At 67.7% G+C, this 21,286-nt stretch carries 23 protein-coding genes; all 23 read left to right on the top strand.

The features are described from left to right. The first annotated feature begins 46 nt into the window (after positions 1–46). The 23 genes from rho to murA all read left to right on the top strand — a co-directional run bounded on the left by rho (position 47) and on the right by murA (position 21,014). Positions 47–2,074 (top strand): transcription termination factor Rho, encoded by a 2,028-nt coding sequence (gene rho / locus ACWDSJ_RS23125; protein WP_387371128.1) that lies wholly within the window; start codon positions 47–49, stop codon positions 2,072–2,074. A gap of 672 nt (positions 2,075–2,746) precedes the next feature. Beyond that, positions 2,747–2,974: a 50S ribosomal protein L31 gene (rpmE, locus tag ACWDSJ_RS23130; protein WP_387371130.1), complete on the top strand. Its 228-nt coding sequence runs from the start codon at positions 2,747–2,749 to the stop codon at positions 2,972–2,974. An 87-nt stretch (positions 2,975–3,061) separates the two neighbouring features. Next, positions 3,062–4,141: a peptide chain release factor 1 gene (prfA, locus tag ACWDSJ_RS23135; protein WP_387371132.1), complete on the top strand. Its 1,080-nt coding sequence runs from the start codon at positions 3,062–3,064 to the stop codon at positions 4,139–4,141. A gap of 4 nt (positions 4,142–4,145) precedes the next feature. Then, the gene (gene prmC / locus ACWDSJ_RS23140) at positions 4,146–5,036 is read left to right on the top strand and encodes a peptide chain release factor N(5)-glutamine methyltransferase (RefSeq protein WP_450034177.1); all 891 of its coding nucleotides are present in this window, start codon (positions 4,146–4,148) and stop codon (positions 5,034–5,036) included. 32 nt (positions 5,037–5,068) lie between these two features. Further along, positions 5,069–5,548: a MarR family winged helix-turn-helix transcriptional regulator gene (locus tag ACWDSJ_RS23145; RefSeq protein WP_387371136.1), complete on the top strand. Its 480-nt coding sequence runs from the start codon at positions 5,069–5,071 to the stop codon at positions 5,546–5,548. Beyond that, a complete protein-coding gene (locus ACWDSJ_RS23150; RefSeq protein WP_450034179.1) occupies positions 5,545–6,363 on the top strand; it encodes an ATP-binding cassette domain-containing protein in 819 nt (272 codons plus the stop codon). The genes ACWDSJ_RS23145 and ACWDSJ_RS23150 overlap by 4 nt, the downstream gene beginning before the upstream one ends. After that, positions 6,323–7,165 carry an ABC transporter permease gene (locus tag ACWDSJ_RS23155; protein ID WP_450034181.1) on the top strand — a complete coding sequence of 281 codons (843 nt, stop codon included), beginning with the start codon at positions 6,323–6,325 and terminating at the stop codon, positions 7,163–7,165. Before ACWDSJ_RS23150 ends, ACWDSJ_RS23155 begins: the two co-directional genes overlap by 41 nt. 60 nt (positions 7,166–7,225) lie before the next feature. Beyond that, entirely contained in the window at positions 7,226–7,891 is a 666-nt protein-coding gene (locus ACWDSJ_RS23160; protein ID WP_387371142.1) for an L-threonylcarbamoyladenylate synthase, read from the top strand. Positions 7,892–7,902: 11 nt separating this feature from the next. Beyond that, positions 7,903–9,096 (top strand): MraY family glycosyltransferase, encoded by a 1,194-nt coding sequence (locus ACWDSJ_RS23165; RefSeq protein WP_387371144.1) that lies wholly within the window; start codon positions 7,903–7,905, stop codon positions 9,094–9,096. 11 nt (positions 9,097–9,107) lie between these two features. Further along, a complete protein-coding gene (locus ACWDSJ_RS23170; protein WP_450034183.1) occupies positions 9,108–9,563 on the top strand; it encodes a hypothetical protein in 456 nt (151 codons plus the stop codon). A 361-nt stretch (positions 9,564–9,924) separates the two neighbouring features. Continuing rightward, complete coding sequence (gene atpB, locus ACWDSJ_RS23175; RefSeq protein ID WP_387371171.1) at positions 9,925–10,650, top strand: F0F1 ATP synthase subunit A; 726 nt, start codon at positions 9,925–9,927, stop codon at positions 10,648–10,650. 71 nt (positions 10,651–10,721) lie between these two features. Beyond that, entirely contained in the window at positions 10,722–10,970 is a 249-nt protein-coding gene (locus tag ACWDSJ_RS23180) for an ATP synthase F0 subunit C (protein WP_216897472.1), read from the top strand. Positions 10,971–10,975: 5 nt separating this feature from the next. Beyond that, positions 10,976–11,527, top strand: a complete 552-nt coding sequence (locus ACWDSJ_RS23185) for a F0F1 ATP synthase subunit B (protein WP_387371149.1) — start codon at positions 10,976–10,978, stop codon at positions 11,525–11,527. Positions 11,528–11,546: 19 nt separating this feature from the next. Next, on the top strand, positions 11,547–12,356 hold the full coding sequence (locus ACWDSJ_RS23190) for a F0F1 ATP synthase subunit delta (RefSeq protein ID WP_387371151.1): 810 nt from the start codon (positions 11,547–11,549) through the stop codon (positions 12,354–12,356). 50 nt (positions 12,357–12,406) lie between these two features. After that, positions 12,407–14,044, top strand: a complete 1,638-nt coding sequence (atpA, locus tag ACWDSJ_RS23195) for a F0F1 ATP synthase subunit alpha (protein ID WP_450034185.1) — start codon at positions 12,407–12,409, stop codon at positions 14,042–14,044. 51 nt (positions 14,045–14,095) lie between these two features. After that, on the top strand, positions 14,096–15,064 hold the full coding sequence (locus tag ACWDSJ_RS23200) for a F0F1 ATP synthase subunit gamma (RefSeq protein ID WP_387371155.1): 969 nt from the start codon (positions 14,096–14,098) through the stop codon (positions 15,062–15,064). Between the two features lie 24 nt (positions 15,065–15,088). Next, a complete protein-coding gene (gene atpD, locus ACWDSJ_RS23205; protein WP_450034187.1) occupies positions 15,089–16,537 on the top strand; it encodes a F0F1 ATP synthase subunit beta in 1,449 nt (482 codons plus the stop codon). Positions 16,538–16,543: 6 nt separating this feature from the next. Continuing rightward, on the top strand, positions 16,544–16,918 hold the full coding sequence (locus ACWDSJ_RS23210; protein WP_387371159.1) for a F0F1 ATP synthase subunit epsilon: 375 nt from the start codon (positions 16,544–16,546) through the stop codon (positions 16,916–16,918). Positions 16,919–17,132: 214 nt separating this feature from the next. Continuing rightward, on the top strand, positions 17,133–17,792 hold the full coding sequence (locus ACWDSJ_RS23215; protein ID WP_387371161.1) for an MspA family porin: 660 nt from the start codon (positions 17,133–17,135) through the stop codon (positions 17,790–17,792). A gap of 26 nt (positions 17,793–17,818) precedes the next feature. Further along, positions 17,819–18,490, top strand: a complete 672-nt coding sequence (locus tag ACWDSJ_RS23220) for an MspA family porin (protein ID WP_387371163.1) — start codon at positions 17,819–17,821, stop codon at positions 18,488–18,490. Between the two features lie 213 nt (positions 18,491–18,703). Further along, positions 18,704–19,126, top strand: a complete 423-nt coding sequence (locus tag ACWDSJ_RS23225; protein ID WP_387371165.1) for a DUF2550 domain-containing protein — start codon at positions 18,704–18,706, stop codon at positions 19,124–19,126. Between the two features lie 18 nt (positions 19,127–19,144). Beyond that, complete coding sequence (locus ACWDSJ_RS23230; RefSeq protein WP_450034188.1) at positions 19,145–19,750, top strand: cob(I)yrinic acid a,c-diamide adenosyltransferase; 606 nt, start codon at positions 19,145–19,147, stop codon at positions 19,748–19,750. Positions 19,751–19,760: 10 nt separating this feature from the next. Next, positions 19,761–21,014, top strand: a complete 1,254-nt coding sequence (murA, locus tag ACWDSJ_RS23235; protein ID WP_387371169.1) for a UDP-N-acetylglucosamine 1-carboxyvinyltransferase — start codon at positions 19,761–19,763, stop codon at positions 21,012–21,014. The last annotated feature ends 272 nt before the right edge of the window (positions 21,015–21,286 follow it).

Consider the following 21,286-nt stretch of genomic DNA (forward strand, 5'->3'; position numbering starts at 1 on the left):
AACCCTCGAATAAGCACACGGCAATCGAGGGAAGGAAAGGATCTCCGTGACAGATACGGACCTGCTCGCGACACCCGGGGTGGAATCCAACGCAAGTTCCTCGGGCCGCCGCGAAAGTGACTCCGGACAGATTTCGAAGATGAGCGAACACACCGACGTCGCACGATCGGGGCTGACTGGAATGTTGTTGCCGCAGTTGCGTGCGCTTGCCGGAGAGCTCGGTATCCGAGGCACATCCGGGATGCGTAAGGGCGATCTGATCGCCGCCATCAAAGAAAATCAGGCCGCCTCGTCCGGAAAGGCCCCGCGTGGCCGGAACGAGACGAAGTCCGACGCGAAGGCGGAGGTGTCCCAGCCCGCCGCGGCGCCGTCGACCGGCGAGGAGTCCGCTCCGGTGAAGCACGACCGCGCCAAGGACCGGCAGCGGGTCGAGCAGCCGACGCTGGACAGCGTCGTCGACGAGAAGCCCGCGAACAACGCCGCCGCTCCCGCCGAGGCCGCCGAAAGCGCTGCGCGCCCGGCCGATTCGGGTGACGACACCGGTCGTGACGGCGGTCAGCGCGGCCGGGGCCGCCAGCGTCGCGGGCGCGAGCAGCGCGCCGGGAACGCCGGGGGCGAGGGCGAGAACGCCGGGGGCGAGGCCCGGGACAACCGGGAGACCCGCGAGGCCCGCGAAACCAAGGACGCCGACACCAAGCAGGAGCAGGACGGCGGCGACCGGCGGCGCGATCGCGGCGACCGCGGCCAGCAGAACGGCCAGAACCAGAACAACCAGAACGGCAACCGCGGCGATCGCGGTAATCGCGCCGACGCGGACGCCGACGACGAGGGCCGCGGCCGCCGGGGTCGCCGGTTCCGCGAGCGTCGCCGGGGACGCGACCGCGAGGGCGGCGAGGCCCGCGGCAACGAGGTCGAGATCCGCGAGGACGACGTCCTGCAGCCGGTGGCGGGCATTCTGGACGTGCTCGACAACTACGCGTTCGTGCGCACCTCGGGCTACCTGGCCGGGCCGAACGACGTGTACGTGTCGATGAACCTGGTCCGCAAGAACGGCCTGCGCCGCGGCGACGCCATCACCGGCGCCGTGCGCGCGCCCCGCGAGGGCGAGCAGGCCAACCAGCGGCAGAAGTTCGATCCGCTGGTGCGCCTGGACACCGTCAACGGCGCCGATATCGAAAGTGCCAAGCGGCGGCCGGAATTCGGCAAGCTCACCCCGCTGTACCCGAATCAGCGCCTGCGGCTCGAGACCCAGCCCAACAAGCTGACCACGCGCGTGATCGACCTGATCATGCCGATCGGCAAGGGCCAGCGCGCGCTGATCGTGTCGCCGCCGAAGGCCGGTAAGACCACGATCCTGCAGGACATCGCGAACGCGATCGCGATCAACAACCCTGAGGTCTACCTCATGGTCGTGCTGGTCGACGAGCGTCCGGAAGAGGTCACCGACATGCAGCGCACGGTGCGCGGCGAGGTGATCGCCTCCACCTTCGATCGGCCGCCGAGCGACCACACCTCGGTCGCGGAACTCGCCATCGAGCGGGCCAAGCGGCTGGTGGAGATGGGTCAGGACGTGGTCGTGCTGCTGGACTCGATCACCCGGCTCGGGCGCGCCTACAACAACGCCTCACCGGCGTCGGGGCGCATTCTGTCCGGTGGTATCGACTCGACCGCGCTGTACCCGCCCAAGCGGTTCCTGGGCGCGGCCCGCAACATCGAGAACGGCGGATCGCTCACCATCATCGCCACCGCGATGGTGGAGACCGGGTCGACCGGTGACACGGTGATCTTCGAGGAGTTCAAGGGCACCGGCAACGCCGAGCTCAAGCTCGATCGCAAGATCGCCGAGCGCCGCGTGTTCCCGGCGGTCGACGTCAACCCGTCCGGTACCCGTCGCGACGACCTGCTGATGTCGCCCGACGAGGCCGCGGTCATCCACAAGCTGCGCCGAGTGCTGTCCGGGCTGGACTCGCACCAGGCCATCGACCTGTTGATCGACCGGTTGAAGAAGACCAAGACCAATCTCGAGTTCCTGATGACGGTCTCCAAGACCGCACCGGGCGCGCTCGAGGAGTAAGCGCTCGAACCCGTACCACGGCGGCCCCGCTTCGGCGGGGCCGCCGTGGTGTTCGCGGGGCCGGACGGAAGAAGACCAGTCCGATCCCGGCCGCGCCGACCACCAGGAAGCCGAGGATCAGCGCGGTCACGGTCGCGACGCCGCCGGTCGAGACGGCCGTGGCGGTGTATTCGTAGGTCGGTGTGTCGGTGGGGGCGTGCGCGGGCAACGCGGTCCGCGGATCGTCGGGCGTCGACCACCAGCCGATGGCCGCGAGCACGAACAGCGCCGCGAACGTCGTCGCGGCCGGCCGCGTACCCGCCCCCCGAGCGGCGTGGAGATTCACTGCTGTCCCTTTCCCGTAAGCACCCGGTACTCACCTGGGGTTACTCTATGAACAGACCTGTACGCGTTCCCGAGTAGCGAACTACTCGACTTCAGCGTCACTCGAGATCCGGGTCCGCGCGCGCCCGTACTTTCCTGGGTGCAGGGATCGGGGGCGCTCCGGGAATGGGCGGGTGCGCTCCGGGAATCAAACCGCACGGGGGTGCGTTGACAGGTCGTGCCAGCCGTTCTGGCATACTGATCCGCTGGTGCGTCTGCTGGTAGAACGCAGAGCATCCCGCCTAGTCGGTTCCGGTTCACGCCCTCGCACGTCGACGGCGACCCGGCGACCACATCGAAAGGACACCCATGAAGGCAGGAATCCACCCGGCTTACGTGCCGACCACCGTCGTCTGCGGTTGCGGTAACACCTTCGAGACCCGCAGCACCAAGGAGTCGGGCCACATCACCGTCGAGGTCTGCTCGCAGTGCCACCCGTTCTACACGGGCAAGCAGAAGATCCTCGACACCGGCGGCCGCGTCGCCCGCTTCGAGGCCCGCTACGGCAAGCGCGCCAAGAAGGCCGACGCCAAGTAGCTGTCCCACCGACGCCCGTCCTGCCTCGCAGGCCGGGCGTCGGCCTGTTTGGCGACCCTTTCGACCTTCTCCCGAGGAGCACCTTCGATGGCCGACAAGACGGCCCCCTCCGCGATAGACGACATCCTGGCCGAGTACTCGGGTCTGGAGACGCAGTTGTCCGACCCGGCGCTGCACAACAACCCGGGTGAGGCGCGGCGTGTGGGAAAGCGGTTCGCCGAGTTGGCTCCGGTCATGTCGACCTACAACAAGTTGGCGAGCGCGCGCGACGATCTCGCGGCGGCGCGGGAGCTGGCGGCCGACGACGCGGCGTTCGCGGCCGAGGTGCCCGACCTCGAGCGGCAGGTCGAGGAGCTGGAGAAGACGCTCACCGATCTGCTCGCGCCGCGCGATCCGCACGACGCCGACGATGTGGTGCTCGAGGTGAAATCCGGTGAGGGCGGCGAGGAGTCGGCCCTGTTCGCCTCGGATCTGGCGCGCATGTACGTCCGCTACGCGGAGCGGCGCGGGTGGAAGGTCGAGGTGCTCGACGCCAACATCTCCGATCTGGGCGGGTACAAGGACGCGACGATCTCGATCAAGAGCCGCGAGCCCAGCCGGGACGGGGTGTGGTCGCGGCTGAAGTTCGAGGGCGGAGTGCATCGCGTCCAGCGCGTGCCGGTGACCGAATCCCAGGGACGTATCCATACCTCCGCCGCGGGTGTGCTCATCTATCCCGAGCCCGACGAGGTCGAGCAGGTCCAGATCGACGAATCCGATCTGCGCATCGATGTCTACCGGTCCTCGGGTAAGGGTGGCCAGGGTGTCAACACCACCGATTCGGCCGTGCGCATCACGCATCTGCCCACGGGCATCGTGGTGACCTGCCAGAACGAGCGTTCGCAGCTGCAGAACAAGGCGCGGGCCATGCAGGTGCTCGCCGCCCGGTTGCAGGCGCTCGCCGAGGAGCAGGCCGACGCCGAGGCGGCCGCCGGACGGGCGAGCCAGGTCCGCACGGTGGATCGATCCGAACGCATCCGCACCTACAACTTCCCGGAGAACCGGATCACCGACCACCGCATCGGCTTCAAAGCTCACAACTTGGATTCGGTGCTGGATGGGGAGTTGGACACCCTCCTCGACGCATTGAGTGAAGCGGACCGAGCGGCACGGTTGGCGGCGGAGTGATTTCGTGACGCGCGTTCCGCTGCGTTCCGCGCTGGCCGAGGCCGTCGAGGTACTCACGCGGGCGGGCGTGCCGAGCCCCCGGGTCGACGCCGAGTATCTGGCCGCACATGTGCTCGGGGTGGAACGGCCTCGACTGGCGTTGATTCCGCTGGTCACCGAGGAGCAGTCCGCCGAACTCCGGGCGTTGGCGGCGCGGCGGGCGGAACGCGTTCCGCTGCAACATCTCACGGGCACCGCGGCCATGGGGGAGATCGAGCTGTCCGTCGGGCCCGGGGTTTTCGTGCCGCGCCCGGAGACCGAATTGCTGTTCGCGTGGGCGCTGGCGCGGCTCGAGGTGCTGGGGCACGAGCATCGGCCCGTCGTCGTGGATCTGTGTACCGGGTCCGGGGCGCTCGCGCTGGCCGTCGCCCACGCCCGCCCGGACGCGGACGTGCACGCGGTCGAGCTGGATCCGGCGGCGCTGGCCTGGGCGGCACGCAACGCGGAAGCCCGTGTGGCCGAAGGGGATACGGCCATCCGGCTGCACGCGGGGGATGTCACCGATCCCGCGATCCTCGCCGCGCTGAACGGGCGCGTCGATGTCGTCGTCTCGAATCCGCCCTACATCCCCGCCGACGCCGTGCTGGATCCCGAAGTGGCCGACCATGATCCGCATCTCGCCTTGTTCGGCGGGGCGGACGGGTTGTCGGTCATTCGTCCGATGGTCGGGACCATCGCGCGTCTGCTGCGGCCCGGCGGGGTGGCGGCGGTCGAGCACGACGACTCCAACGGGTCCGGGGCCGCAGGGCTTTTCGCTGCTCACGGGGGTTTCGACGAGGTGGTCGAGCATCCGGATCTGGCGGGGAAGCCGCGGTTCGTCTCGGTTCGGCGGAAAATTACCTCTGACTCGGAGTGATTTACCTCTGATTCAGAGGTATTGTTGCGGGCATGGAGTCCACCACTCAGGCCACCGATCGGGAGTTGGTCGGCGGGCTGCTGCGCACCTTCGGGCGATTCCGGCGGCAGGTCGGGCGCTTGGCCGGGCGGGCGTTCGACCGGTCGGGGGTCAGCGCCTCGCAGTCGGAGTTCCTGCGGCTCGTGGGCCGCAATCCGGGAATCTCGGTGAAGGAGGCCGCGGGGGAGCTGGGGTTGGCGGCCAACAGCGTGTCGACGTTCGTGACGGCATTGGTGCAGGCGGGACTGCTGGAACGGGAGTCCGATCCGGAGGACCGCCGGGTGATGCGACTGAGCCTGCCCGCGCGCGTGCAGCAGCGGGTCGACGAGACGCGCCGACGGCACCACGATCTCATCGCGACCGCGCTGGCCGAACTGACCGCCGAGGAACGCGAGGAACTCACCCGCGGCCTCGCCGTGGTGAACAAGCTGACCGAGATCCTGCACGACCGCGAGACGAGGAAGGGCAGATGACCGAAAACCGGCTTCCCGCAATCGAATGCGAGGGCCTCACCCAACGCTACGGCGACCACGTCGTCGTCGACCACCTCGACCTGCGCATCGACCGCGGCGAGATCTTCGGCCTGCTCGGCCCCAACGGCGCGGGTAAGACCACCACCATCCGCCTGCTCACCACCCTCATGCCGGTGCGCGAGGGCACGGTCCGGGTACTCGGATTCGAGGTGGGCCGCCGCGACATCGATATCCGCTACAACCTCGGCTATGTGCCGCAACAACTCTCGGTCGAGGCCACGCTGACCGGACGCCAGAACGTCATGTGGTTCGCCCGGCTGTTCGACGTGCCGCGCCGCGAACGCGCCCGCCGGGTGACCGACGCGCTGGCCGCCATGAATCTGCTCGACGTCGCCGATCGGCTCGCGGCGAGCTATTCCGGCGGCATGGTGCGCCGCCTCGAGCTGGCCCAAGCGTTGGTCAACCGTCCGGCACTACTCGTTCTCGACGAACCGACGGTCGGCCTGGATCCGATCGCGCGGGACGGGGTGTGGGAGCGGGTGCGCGACCTGCGCGACCGGTTCGGCACCACCGTCCTGCTCACCACCCACTACATGGGTGAGGCCGACGCGCTCTGCGATCGAATCGCATTGTTGCACAAGGGAACCCTGCGCGCGGTCGGCGCGCCGGAGGAATTGAAACGAGCCCTCGGTCCCGACGCCACGCTGGAGGACGTCTTCCGTCACCACGCGGGTGCCGATCTGGCCGAGGACAATACGGAGGGAGGGCTGCGCGGTGTCCGGAACACGCGTAGAACAGCACAGCGCGCCGGTTGATTTCCCGCCGCCGCGCACGGCACCCCGCGGAGCGGCGCGGCTGATCGCCCTGGGCTCGCGCATCGGCACCTTCGCGATCGTCGAACTCCAGAAGTTGCGTCGCGACCGTACCGAACTGCTCACCCGGGCCGTGCAACCGGCGTTGTGGCTGCTGATCTTCGGCACCACCTTCGCCCGGCTGCGCACGATCCCGACCGGAGAACTGCCCTATCTGGACTTCCTCACGCCCGGGATCATCGCCCAGTCCGCGCTGTTCATCGCGATCTTCTACGGCATCCAGCTGATCTGGGACCGCGACGCGGGAATCCTGAACAAGCTCATGGTGACTCCCACCCCGCGCGCGGCGCTGATCACCGGGAAATGCTTCGCGGCGGGGGTGCGCTCGGTGGCCCAGGTGCTGATCATCGTGGTCCTCGCGCTGGTCATGGGCGTGCACATGACGCTCAATCCGCTGAAGCTGCTCGGCGCGATCGTCGCGGTGATCCTGAGCGCGGCCTTCTTCGCCTGTCTGTCGATGACCATCGCGGGCCTCGCGGGCACCCGCGATCGACTGATGGGCATCGGCCAGGCCATCACCATGCCGCTGTTCTTCGCCTCGAACGCGCTGTATCCCATCGACCTCATGCCGGGCTGGCTGCAAGCGATCGGGCGGGTGAATCCGCTGAGCTACGAGGTGGACGCGCTGCGCGGACTGCTGGTCGGCGGGCCGCACCACCTCTGGCTCGACATGGGTGTGCTGGTCGCCGCGGCCGTGCTCGGAATCGCCTGCGCCTCGGCGCTTCTGGGCCGTCTCGTCCGCTGAGCGGACCGGCCCGCCACTCCGATCATCGTCCGCTCGGAACCAACACATAGACTCCACGCCGTGAGTACCGTCTACGACTGCTCCGATCCCGACTCGCGGGCCGCCGGCCTCACCGCCGCGCGGGCCACTCTGAAATCCGGACGGCTGGCTGTCATCCCGACCGACACGCTCTACGGAATCGCCGCCGACGCCTTCGACTCCGCGGCGGTCTCCGCGCTGCTCGCGGCCAAGCGCCGCGGGCGGGACATGCCGGTCCCGGTGCTGGTCGGCTCGTGGAACACCATCGACGGGCTCGTGTTCTCGGTGCAGCCGCAGGCCCGCGAGCTGATCCGCGCGTTCTGGCCGGGCGGGCTGAGTCTGGTTGTGCAGCAGGCGCCCTCGCTGGCCTGGGATCTCGGCGACGCGCGGGGCACGGTGATGCTGCGGATGCCGCTGCATCCGGTCGCGCTGGAACTGCTGCGCGAGGTGGGCCCGCTGGCGGTATCGAGCGCGAACGTGTCCGGCCGCCCGCCCGCGACCACGGTCGACGAGGCGCGCGATCAGTTGGGCGAGCTGGTGAACGTCTATCTCGACGGCGGCCCGGCCGAGCACGGCGTCGCCTCCACCATCGTCGACCTGACCGCCGACACCCCGCGCATCCTGCGCGAGGGCGCGGTCACCGCGGCGCGGGTGGCCGAGGTCCTGGGTCTGTCGCCGGACGAGCTGACGCCCGAGACCACCCGGTGACGGCCTGGTAGATGCTTCTCAGTCAGGCAACGGCATACAGTCAGGGCGCTGTCGTTCCGCTGCGCGAGCTGTTGCTCGTGCTGCTCGTCTCGACCGTGATCACCCTGCTGTCCACCGGCGGTATCCGCGTGCTGGCCATCTGGTTCGGGGCGGTGGCGATTCCGCGCGAACGCGATGTGCACGTCAAGCCGATTCCGCGGATGGGCGGGGTGGGCATCTATCTGGGCGTGCTCGCCGCGGTGGCCTTCGCGCACCAATTGCCCGCGCTGCGTAGGGGATTCGAGTACCCGCACGACATCCCCGCGGTGGTGGTCGCGGGGACGCTGATCGTGGGGGTCGGCGTACTCGACGACCGCTGGGGGCTGGACTGGCTGACGAAACTCGTGGGGCAGATCACCGCCGCGGGCGTGATGGCCGTCATGGGGTTGAGCTGGGTGGCCGTCTACAACCCGTTCAACAACACGACCGTGGTGCTGGATCCGTTGCAGGGCGGGCTGGTGACCGTCGGCATCACCGTGGTCATGATCAACGCGATGAACTTCGTCGACGGCCTGGACGGGCTCGCGGCCGGGCTGGGGCTCATCGCCGGGGGCGCGGTGTTCGTGTTCACCGTGGGGCTGCTCTACGAGCAGGGCGGGGCCACCGACACCTATCCGCCCGCGCTGCTCGCCGCCGCGCTCGCGGGGGGCTGCCTGGGATTTCTGCCACACAATTTCTCCCCGGCCCGGCTGTTCATGGGCGATTCCGGCTCGATGCTGATCGGGCTCATGCTCGCCGCGGTGTCCACGGGCGCGTCGGGGCGCATCCCGCTCACCGGGTACGGGCCGCGCGACATCGTGGGTCTGCTGTCGCCGCTGCTGCTCGTGGGCGCGGTGATGTTCATCCCGGTGCTCGATCTGGTGATGGCCATCGTGCGGCGGGCGCGGGCGGGCGTGAGCTTCTCCACGCCGGACAAGATGCATCTGCATCACCGGCTGTTGCAGATCGGTCATTCGCAGCGGCGGGTGGTGTTGCTGATCTATCTGTGGGTCGGGGTGCTGGCCTTCGGTGCCGTGGGGACCTCGCTCATGGATCGGCGGCTGGTGGTGTTGCTGTTCGCGGCCGGACTGGTGTTCGCGCTGGTGGTGACGGCCGTGCCGTCGTTGCGGGAGGCGGTCGGGCTGCGCCGCCGGACGCCGCGCGGGGGCGTCGCGGGCGACGGGTAGAGTTGGCCGGCGTGAGCACCGCACCCGAGCATCATCCCGACGCCCCGCTGCGCGCGGCCCTGCGCTCCGGCATCGTGGGGTTGGTCGCGCTGGTGATCGTCTCGGCGGTGCTCGGCTCGATCCTCGCGGGACTGCCCGGGTTGTGGGGCGCGCTGATCGGATCGGCCATCGGGGGATTCTTCATTCTCACGACCGCGGCGCTGGTGCTGTTCAGCGCGAAATTGGATTCCGGGATCCAGGGCATGGTGATGCTCGCCTCCTGGGTCGGGAAACTGCTCGTCGTGATGATCGTCGTCGCGATTCTCCAGCGCTTCGATTTCTACGACCGCATGACCCTGTTCCTGACCGTCGTGGGCGCGCTGCTGATCGTGCTCGGCGCGGAGACCTACGGGCTGTTGCGGCAACGGGTTCCGATTGTCGCGACGCCGGACGAGCGGGCGGCGAATCAAGATCATTCCAAGGCGTGACGAGACCCCCTACACGTTGTCGTAGATACCTTGGTAAACTCTTTACCGTAAGCATCCGGTCCATAGGGCGGTCACTACTTCCTCATGGGAGCGGCTATGCTTACAGCCGTGCCGGCCCTGCGGGGTTCGGCTCTGCACCGTCGACGATGTCGCCGACGTACAGACGCCACGAGCGGGTGATTCCCCGCACAGCTGCTGACGAACTTCGAGCCGACCTGAGTCGACCACCAGATCGTCAATGTCCGATCGAACCGCGGGTTGACCCATACCCGCGGCCCGAACACGGGAGAGAACGCTGAGCGTCACCACTTTGGCAGGCGAGTTCACACCGCCTTCGCTAGATGACTTCTTCCCGGACGCGTTGCTGTTCGCGGGTACTCCTTTCGCAATCGACCGTCTGATGCTGATCCGCATCGTGATGACGTTCGTGCTGATCGGCGTGATGTTGCTGGCGTTCCGGCGGCCCCGACTCGTACCGCGCGGCCTGCAGAATGTCGCCGAATACGGTTTGGTGTTCGTGCGCGAGCAGATCTGTGACGAGGTGCTCGGCAAGGAAACCGGCAGGAAGTATTTCCCGCTGATCGCCACCATCTTCTTCACGGTCCTGTTCCTGAACTTTTCGAGCATCATCCCGTTCCTGAACATCTCCTCGAACGCGCGAATCGGTATGCCGCTGGTGCTCGCGGTGATCGCCTACCTCGCGTTCAACTACATCGGCATCAAGAAGTACGGCTTCTGGAAGTACATGCGCTCGTCGATCGTGGTGCCCAACGTGCCGCCCGCGATGCACGTGCTGCTGATCCCGATCGAGTTCATCTCGACCTTCATCCTGCGCCCGTTCACGCTGACCGTGCGACTCATGGCCAACATGCTCGCCGGGCACATCATGCTGGTGCTGTTCTTCACCGCCACGCAGTTCTTCCTGTTCGACGGCGCCGCGTGGATGAAGGGCCTGTCGCCGTTCTCGCTCGCGGGCGGACTCGCCTTCACGCTGTTCGAGATGCTGGTGATCTTCCTGCAGGCCTACGTCTTCGCGCTGCTGACCGCCGTGTACATCGGCCTGGCCCAGCACGCCGACTCGCACTGACCGCACAACCGCACAAAGACTGACCCACACGCCGCCGGGGGTGTGGGCAACAGAAAGGGAAAGAAAATCTCATGAGCCTCTCCTACGTGGCCGCCGAACTCGCCCAGACCTCCGACAAGGTGAAGGGCTACGGCGCCATCGGTTACGGTCTGGCGGCCATCGGCCCCGGCATCGGCGTGGGCATCGTGGTCGGTAAGGCGATCGAGGGCATCGCTCGCCAGCCCGAGCTGCAGGGCACGATCCGGACCAACATGTTCCTGGGCATCGCGTTCACCGAGGCGCTGGCCCTGATCGGCCTCGTCGCCGGCTTCATTTTCTGATTGCCATGAACGGGACCTTTTTGCTCGCGGCCGAGGAAGAGCACAACCCTCTTCTCCCGGCCAACTACGACATCATTTGGTCGCTGGTCTGCGTCGCGATCATCGCGTTCGTGTTCTACAAGTACGTGATCCCGCGCCTGCAGAAGGTGCTCGACGAGCGCTCCGACAAGATCGAGGGCGGTCTCGCCAAGGCCGAGGCCGCGCAGGCCGAGGCGCAGGCGACGCTCGAGCAGTACCAGCAGCAGCTGGCCGAGGCCCGCCTCGAGGCCGCGCGCATCCGTGAGGAGGCGCGCAACCAGGGCCAGCAGATCCTGGCGCAGCTGCGCTCCGAGGCCCAGGCCGAGGCCGACCGCATCGTGGCTTCCGGACATGCCCAACTCGAAGCGCAACGGCAGCAGATCGTGACAGAGTTGCGTGGTGAACTCGGCCGCACCGCGGTCGATCTGGCCGAGAAGATCATCGGACAGTCGGTGTCGGATCAGGCCAAGCAGGCCACCTCGATCGACCGATTCCTTGCAGAATTGGACGACAAGGCCGGCATCGGGGTCGGAAGGTAACGACACGAAAGTGGGAAGCATGTACGCAGCGAGCCGTGAGGCGAGCTCCCGGGCTCGGGAAGCTCTGTCGGCCGCTCTCACCGGGAGCGACTCCGTCGCCGCCACGACGGGCTCCGAATTGTTCGCCGTTGTCGCCGTACTCGACGACCAGCGTTCGCTGCGTGTAGCGCTCGCGGATAAGTCGGTATCGAGTTCGGCACGCGCCGAACTGGCCGAACGCGTCTTCGGCGGCAAGATCAGCGCGGCCACCCTGGCCGTGCTGACCACCGCCGTCGCCCAGAACTGGTCCCGCACCCGGGACCTGGTCGACACGCTGGAATTGCTCGGGCAGGAGTCGTTGCTGCGGGCCGCGACCGACCGCGGCCGGATCGACGCCGTCGAGGACGAGCTGTTCCGGCTCGGCCGGATCGTCGAGGACAATCCGGACCTCGAACAGGCCCTCGCCGCCCGCAACACGTCGGCGCAGGCCAAGCGCGAGCTGCTGGAACGGCTGCTCAGCGGCAAGGTCGAGGACATCACCCTGCAGCTGGCCCAGCACGCCGTGGGCCGGTCGGTCGGCGACGTCGGTCCCGTCTTCGATCGGCTGTCCGATCTGGCGGCGTCCTTGCGCAAGCAGATCGTCGCGCACGTGCGCGCGGCGGTCGAACTGACCCCACAGCAGCGCGAACACCTGGCGGCCTCGCTGCAGCGGATCTACGACAAGCCGGTCACCGTGCACGTGCAGGTCGATCCGACCCTGCTGGCCGGTGTCGTCGTGCGCGTCGGCGACGACGTGATCGACGGCAGCGCGATCGGCCGGTTGCAGCGGCTGCGGCAGTCGCTGACCTAGCCGCACATTCCCCGACATTCCTTCAGACCACAGCGAGAGCAGGAAGAACCATGGCGGAGCTGACGATCTCCCCCGATGAGATCCGTAGCGCTATCGAGAGCTACACCCAGAGCTACACCCCCGAGACCTCCATCGAGGAGGTCGGCATCGTCACCGACACCGGCGACGGCATCGCCCATGTCAGTGGCCTGCCGTCGGCGATGACGAACGAGCTGCTGGAGTTCCCGGGCGGCGTGCTCGGCGTCGCGCTGAACCTCGACGACACCTCGATCGGCGCGGTCATCCTGGGTGAGTTCGAGAACATCGAGGAGGGCCAGGAGGTCCGCCGGACCGGTGACGTGCTCTCCGTCCCGGTCGGCGACAAGTTCCTGGGCCGCGTCATCGACCCGCTGGGCGCGCCGATCGACGGCCTGGGCGAGATCGAGGCCGACGAGCGTCGCGTCCTCGAACTCCAGGCCGCGACCGTGCTGCAGCGCCAGCCGGTCGGTGAGCCGATGGCCACCGGCATCACCGCCATCGACGCCCTGACCGCGATCGGCCGCGGTCAGCGTCAGCTGATCATCGGCGACCGCAAGACCGGCAAGACCGCGGTCTGCATCGACGCCATCATCAACCAGAAGGCCAACTGGGAGACCGGCGACCCGACCAAGCAGGTCCGCTGCATCTACGTCGCGATCGGCCAGAAGGGCTCGACCATCGCGGGCGTGAAGACGGCCCTCGAGTCGCACGGCGCGATGGAATACACCACCATCGTCGCCGCCCCCGCCTCGGACTCCGCGGGCTTCAAATGGCTTGCCCCCTATACGGGTTCGGCGCTGGGTCAGCACTGGATGTACCAGGGCAAGCACGTCCTGATCGTGTTCGACGACCTGTCCAAGCAGGCCGAGGCGTACCGCGCGATCTCGCTGCTGCTGCGTCGCCCGCCGGGCCGCGAGGCGTACCCCGGTGACGTCTTCTACCTGCACTCCCGCCTGCTGGAGAGGTGCGCGAAGCTGTCCGACGACATGGGCGCGGGCTCGATGACCGGGCTGCCGATCATCGAGACCAAGGCCGGTGACATCTCGGCGTTCATCCCGACCAACGTCATCTCCATCACCGACGGCCAGGTCTTCCTCGAGTCCGACCTGTTCAACAAGGGCGTCCGCCCGGCGATCAACGTCGGCACCTCGGTCTCCCGCGTCGGTGGCGCCGCGCAGACCAAGGGCATGAAGAAGGTCTCCGGCTCGCTGCGCCTGGAGCTGGCCCAGTTCCGTGAGCTGGAGGCGTTCTCCGCCTTCGCCTCCGACCTGGACGCGGCCTCGCTGGCCCAGCTCGAGCGCGGCGCCCGCTGGGTCGAGCTGCTCAAGCAGGATCAGTACTCCCCGGTCTCGGTCGAGGACCAGATCGTCTCGCTGTACCTGGTCGACGCCGGTTTCTACGACTCGGTGCCGGTCGGCGACATCCGCCGGTTCAACAGCGAGCTGCTGGAGAACCTGCACCGCTCCGCCGCCGACGCGTTCAAGTCGATCGAGGGCGGCAAGGTGCTCGAGGGCGAGGCCGCCGAGCAGATCAAGGCCGAGACCGAGAACTTCAAGAAGGGCTTCCTGGCCTCCGACGGCAGTCGCGTGGTGAACGAGGCCGAGGCCGATCAGCTCGACCACGAAGAGGTCGAGTCGCTGTCGGTCACCCGCAAGCACGTCGAGAAGTAACGCGGCGAGCCAATGCGACTGTGCTATCGAGCAACGAAGGGAGTGTGACCAATGCCAAGCTTGCGTGAATTGCGCTCCCGCATTCGTAGCGTGGGTTCGATCAAGAAGATCACCAAGGCCCAGGAGCTGATCGCGACCTCGCGAATCAGCAAGGCGCAGGCCCGGGTCGCCGCCGCGAAGCCGTACGCGGAGGAGATCACGAAGGTGCTGAGCGAACTCGCGAGCGCCTCGTCCAACCTCACCCACCCCCTGCTCACCGAGCGGGAGAACCCCAGCCGCGCCGCGATCCTGGTCATCACCAGCGACCGCGGCATGGCCGGCGGCTACAACTCGAACGTGCTCAGGCGCGCCGAGGAACTCATGACGACGCTGCGCTCCGAGGGCAAGGAGCCGGTGCTGTACGTGATGGGCGCGAAGGGCCTGACCTACTACACGTTCCGCAACCGCCGGGTGGTCGGCTCGTGGGTCGGGTTCTCCCAGCAGCCGCACTACACCGACGCGTCGGCGGCGTGCGAGAACCTGGTCGAGGCGTTCATGGCGGGTTCGGGCAAGGAGGTGCCCGCGCCCAACGGCGAGGGCACGATCGAGGGCGTCGACGAGATCCACATCGTCTACACGCGCTTCGTGTCGATGCTCTCGCAGGTGCCGGAGGTCCGCCGGCTCGCGCCGATCCAGGTGAGCTACGTCGAGGAGAACTACGACCTCGGCGAGGACTTCGTCACCGACTCGCCGACCGCGGACATCCATCCGCTGTACGAGTTCGAGCCCGACGCCGACACGCTGCTCGGCCGACTGCTGCCGAAGTACGTGAACACCCGGATCTACGCGTCGCTGCTCGAGGCCGCGGCCTCGGAGTCGGCCGCGCGCCGCACCGCGATGAAGGCCGCCACCGACAACGCCACCGAACTGGTGAACGGCCTTACGCGCCAAGCGAACTCGATCCGGCAGGCGAACATCACGCAGGAAATCAGCGAAATCGTCGGCGGCGCGAACGCGCTGGCAGCGACTCCGAGCGACTAAGCCCTAGCCCCAGGAAGAGAACAAATGACCGCAGCAGTTACCGCTGAGAACACCAGCCGGGCGGGCGCTGGCACAGGCCGCGTCGCCCGGGTCATCGGCCCCGTCGTGGACGTCGAATTCCCCCGCGGCGCCATCCCCGAGCTGTACAACGCCCTGCACGCCGAGGTCACCCTGCCCTCGGTCGCCAAGACGCTGACCCTCGAGGTCGCACAGCACCTGGGCGACAACATCGTTCGCTGCATCTCGATGCAGCCGACCGACGGCCTGGTCCGCGGCGTCGACGTCGCCGACACCGGCAAGCCGATCTCGGTGCCCGTCGGTGACGTCGTCAAGGGCCACGTCTTCAACGCCCTCGGCGACTGTCTCGACGCGCCGGGCACCGGCCGCGACGGCGAGCAGTGGGGCATCCACCGCGAGCCCCCCGCCTTCGACCAGCTCGAGGGCAAGACCGAGATCCTCGAGACCGGCATCAAGGTCATCGACCTGCTGACCCCCTACGTGAAGGGCGGCAAGATCGGCCTGTTCGGCGGCGCGGGCGTCGGCAAGACCGTGCTCATCCAGGAGATGATCACCCGTATCGCGCGGGAGTTCTCGGGCACCTCGGTGTTCGCGGGCGTCGGTGAGCGCACCCGTGAGGGCACCGACCTGCACCTGGAAATGGAAGAGATGGGCGTGCTGCCGGACACCGCGCTCGTCTTCGGCCAGATGGACGAGCCGCCGGGGACGCGTATGCGCGTCGCCCTGTCGGCGCTGACCATGGCGGAGTACTTCCGCGATGTGCAGGGCCAGGACGTGCTGCTGTTCATCGACAACATCTTCCGGTTCACCCAGGCCGGTTCCGAGGTCTCGACCCTGCTGGGCCGCATGCCCTCGGCCGTCGGTTACCAGCCGACCCTGGCCGACGAGATGGGCCAGCTGCAGGAGCGGATCACCTCGACCCGCGGCCGCTCGATCACCTCGATGCAGGCGATCTACGTGCCCGCCGACGACTACACCGACCCGGCCCCGGCGACCACCTTCGCCCACCTGGACGCGACCACCGAGCTCTCCCGCCCGATCTCGCAGAAGGGCATCTACCCCGCCGTCGACCCGCTGACCTCGACCTCCCGCATCCTGGAGGCGTCGATCGTGGGCGACCGGCACTTCGCGGTGGCCAACGAGGTGAAGCGAATCCTCCAGAAGTACAAGGAACTTCAGGACATCATCGCCATCCTCGGCATGGACGAGCTCTCCGAGGAGGACAAGGTCCTCGTCGGCCGCGCCCGTCGCCTGGAGAAGTTCCTGGGCCAGAACTTCATCGTGGCCGAGAAGTTCACCGGTCAGGTGGGTTCGGTCGTGCCGCTGGAGCAGACCATCGACGACTTCGACCGGGTCTGCAAGGGCGAGTTCGACCACTTCCCCGAGCAGGCGTTCAACTCCTGCGGTGGTCTCGACGACGTCGAGAAGGCCGCGAAGAAGATCGCCGGGAAGTAGTCGACCATGGCGGAAATGTCAGTCGATCTGGTTTCCATCGAACGCCGGATGTGGTCGGGCGAGGCGACTTTCGTCAGCGCCCAGACCACCGAGGGTCAGATCGGTATCCTGCCCGGCCACGAGCCGGTGCTCGGCCAGCTGGCCGAGGACAGCGCGGTGACGATCGTCGGCACCGACGGCGAGCGCATCGTCGCCGCGGTGCACGGCGGATTCTTCTCCGTCACCGCCAAGACCGTCCGGATCCTCGCGGAGACCGCGGAATTCGCCGCCGATATCGACGTCGAGTCCGCGCGGTCGGTGCTGTCCGATCCGAACGCCTCCGAGGAGGCGCAGAACGCGGCGCGCGCTCGGGTGCGTGCCGTGGAGGCGGCCGACGCCTGATCGCCCAAGGGCGACAATTCGATTCACGCGTGTGGCGGTCCCGGAACTCTCCGGGGCCGCCACACGGCGTTTCGGCGCCGGAATTTCACGCGGTAATGCTGTAATTGCGTCCACGAGGATTTCCCTCGGTTTCCATCGTTCTCCATCGAGTTGACGCAGCGTGGCTGCCCGGGTCTCGACGTGCGCGGCCTCGCGACAAACGAGCGAGGGGTGAATGAATAAACCAAAGGGCGTCGGCCTCGGCATGCGCGTGCTCGTCGGTGCGGCCGCGGCCATTTCGGCGATCGGATTGTGGTCACCCGGAGCGGCGCGCGCGGACACCTTCGTCCCGCTGCCCGACGGGCATATCGAGCGGCCGGGCATTTCGATCACCAGTACCGGTGAGCGCGTTCTCATTTCGCCGTCGCTGGCCGCCAACGGGGCCGGACGCACGGCGTGGGTGTCGGGGAACGTCACCGCGGACGTCGAAACGCCGCCGGGTGTGGTCGGGCCGAACAACGGCGCACAGAACAATCCGGGCACCAATGATTCGTCGACGCACGGGGCCTCGGGGCTGACGGTCGGATATGTTGTCGGCTGCCAGGTTTCGCTGGGTCAATTGTCGAGTTCGGCCGGGTTGGCCGTGTCCACCTCCGGCCCCGCGATCGCCGGTGGTATTTCCTTTCCGCTCGCCCCGGGGGAGGTGAAGTGGGTGCAGATCAACAACATCGATATGACCGATTCGGGTCAGTACCACATGAATTACCAGGACTTCCCGATGGAGATCCAGGGCTGCGGCGGATACGCCCAGGCCCGCCAGTTCTCGGTGGTCGAGATCATCGGAGCCGACTACGCCAAGGTCACTCTCTACGGCCAGCCGTTCAGCCTCGGCTGACGCGGTCCCGACGCGAAGGAGATCGAATGTTGCGCAGGAGCAAGGTGTTCGGCGCGGCCGCGGTGCTGGCCGGTGTCGCGTTGGGGGCGCCGGGCAGCGCCCACGCCGACACCTTCATTCCGCTGCCGGGCGGGACCATCAATCGCACCCTCGGCGACGGCACCGAGGTGACGGTGTCGATCGACGGGGAATCGGCCAATATCAATCCGTCCATGGGCGACACCCCGGTGCATCGCAACGTGTGGACCTCCGGTCGCGGGGTGGTCGATGTGGCCGGGCCGAAGGCGGGTTCGGCCCGGATCAAGATCTATCCGGGGTACGTGGTCGGCTGCCAGGTGGCGATCGAGGGCCTCACCTCGGCGGGGACGGAGAACGGCAGCGAGACGTTCGCCGCCGGGGTCCCACCGGTCTTCGCCAATACGCTCGGCGACACCGAGACCCTGGTCATCGGCCCGGGGCAGGCCGTCGTCCGGTACCTGCTCGACCTGGAGAAGCCCGACGACTACGGCAACGAATCCCACAAGCAGTACAACGAGATCCACGGGCCGCACGCCAGCGTCATGTGGACCGACGAGACCTTCGCCGTCGACGGCTGCGGCGGTTACGCCCAGGCCCGCTCGTTCGTCACCGCCGATGTGGCGACCGACAACACCGAGAGCATGGTCACAGTCTGGGGTGCGCCGTTCACCATCGGCTGACTGAAAGTGCCTGCGCCAGGGCAACTTTCGCCGGAGAACCCGCCCGCGACCCTGGTCGGCGGATAGGCTCGACCGGGGTCGGGGCGTGCCGCCCGTCCCCGAGGTAGGGGTGGTTTGTAGACTCGCCACAACGGTGGCCTTGTTCGGGATGGCACGGCACTCGCGACGACACAGGGGCAAAAGCGAAGGGACGGACCTGGATTGCGGACCGGGATGGTGCTTCTGATCATTCTGGTGCTGCTGCTCGTCGGCCTGGCGTTGGCCTCCATCTACCGGTTCGTGATGTTGCGGCGGGGTGGGACGGCAGCGATCCTGCGGGTGTTACCCGCCAAAGGTGGGCAGGGTTGGCGGCACGGTTTGATCCGCTACGACGAGGACCGGATGGTCTTCTTCAAGCTGACCAGCCTCAAACTCGGCGCGGATTCGACGATCCACCGCAAGGGGATCGAGGTCGTGGATCGGCGCGGCCCCGTCGGTGACGAATACGACATCATGACCGACGAGATCGCGGTCATCGCGGTCTCCGACGGCGACGGCAGCTACGAACTGGCACTCGACCGCGCTGCGCTCACCGCCTTCCTGTCCTGGGTCGAATCGCGGCCGTCCGATCGAATCCGCCGCCGCCCGACACTGTGAGGCGGACATACTGTCTACATGAGTGTGCATCTGACGCGGATCTACACCCGGACGGGTGACGACGGCACCACCGGACTGAGCGATTTCTCCCGGGTGTCCAAGACCGACCCGCGGCTGATCGCCTACGCCGACTGCGACGAAACCAATGCCGCGATCGGCGTCGCCATCGCCCTCGGGCACCCCGAACCGCGCATCCTCGACGTGCTGCGCCGGATTCAGAACGACCTCTTCGACGCGGGCGCCGACCTGTCCACGCCGGTGGTCGCCGAGCCGCAATATCCGCCGCTGCGCATCACCCAGCCCTACATCGACCGGCTCGAGGCGTGGTGCGACGAGTTCAATTCCGCACTGGCGCCGCTGAATTCGTTCATCCTGCCCGGCGGCACCCCGCTGGCCGCGCTGCTGCACACCGCGCGCACGGTCGCCCGGCGCGCCGAACGTTCGGCGTGGGCCGCCGTCGCGGCACACCCGGACGACACGAACGCGCTGCCCGCGAAATATCTGAATCGCCTCTCCGATCTGCTGTTCATCCTCGGTCGGGTGGCGAATCCGGACGGGGATGTGCTGTGGCGCCCCGGAGGTTCCGATGATGGAGACGCCGCGACCGACCGCACCGACCATTAGGCTGACCCCCGTGAGTGAACGGTTTCTGGTGACCGGTGGCAGTCGGCTCGTCGGCGAGGTCCCGGTCGGTGGCGCCAAGAACAGCGTCCTCAAATTGATGGCCGCCGCCCTGCTGGCGGAGGGCACGACGACCATCAGCAACTGCCCCGACATCCTCGACGTGCCGCTGATGGCCGAGGTGCTGCGCGGGCTCGGCTGCGATGTGGTGGTCGACGGCGCGGTGGTCACCATCGCCACGCCGACCGAACCCAAGTACCACGCGGACTTCCCCGCGGTCACCCAGTTCCGCGCCTCGGTCTGCGTGCTCGGACCGCTGATGGCCCGGTGCAAACGCGCGGTGGTGGCGCTGCCCGGCGGCGACGCGATCGGCTCGCGCCCGCTGGACATGCATCAGGCCGGGCTCCGATTGCTCGGCGCGACCAGCGAAATCGAGCACGGTTGCCTGGTCGCCCGCGCCGACGAGCTGCAGGGCGCGCGCATCCGGCTCGACTTCCCGTCGGTCGGCGCGACCGAGAACATCCTGATGGCGGCGGTGCTCGCCGAGGGGGAGACGGTCATCGACAACGCCGCGCGCGAACCGGAGATCGTGGACCTGTGCACGATGCTCACCCGGATGGGCGCGCGGATCAGCGGAGCCGGGACCTCGGTGCTCACCATCGAGGGCGTGCAGAAGCTGCAACCCACGACGCATCGGGTGATCGGCGACCGGATCGTCGCGGCCACCTGGGGCATCGCCGCGGCCATGACCCAGGGCGACGTCCGGGTGACCGGGGTGAATCCCAAGCATCTGTCCCTCGTGCTGGACAAGTTGCGTTCGTCCGGTGCGCGAATCTCGTTCGAACCGGACGGTTTTCGCGTGGTGCAGGCCGAGCGGCCGCGCGCGGTGAACTTCTCGACACTGCCGTTCCCCGGCTTCCCGACCGACCTCCAGCCGATGGCGATCGGGCTCGCGGCCATCGCCGACGGCACGTCGATGATCACCGAGAACATCTTCGAGGCGCGATTCCGCTTCGTGGAGGAGATGATTCGCCTCGGCGCCGACGCCCGGACCGACGGTCACCACGCGGTGGTCCGCGGCATCCCGCGGTTGTCGAGCGCGCCGGTGTGGTCCTCGGATATTCGCGCCGGGGCCGGACTCGTGCTCGCCGGACTGGTCGCCGACGGAGTGACCGAGGTGCACGACGTCTTCCACATCGACCGGGGCTATCCCGACTTCGTCGAGAACCTCCGTTCGCTCGGCGCGGACGTCACGCGCGTCTCTTGACAAAACCCTGTCTGACCAGGCGATTTGACATCGAATCTGGTGGCACGTAACTTATTCCGGGTCAGAGCGACACGGACACCGACCCGGAGCCGAGAGGACCGGGACACGAGGTTGGACGGGGAGCGCCTGACGATCACACTGGCTCCACCAAGATCACGGATTTGGATCCGCGTTCTCGGCTGAGCTAAGCTGGAAAAGTTGCCTCACGATCGAGCGGGTGAAGAGCCTGGGAGATTGTGTGTGCGTGTGTTCTTTGAGAACTCAATAGTGTG

The sequence above is a fragment of the Nocardia sp. NPDC003482 genome (assembly GCF_053588115.1).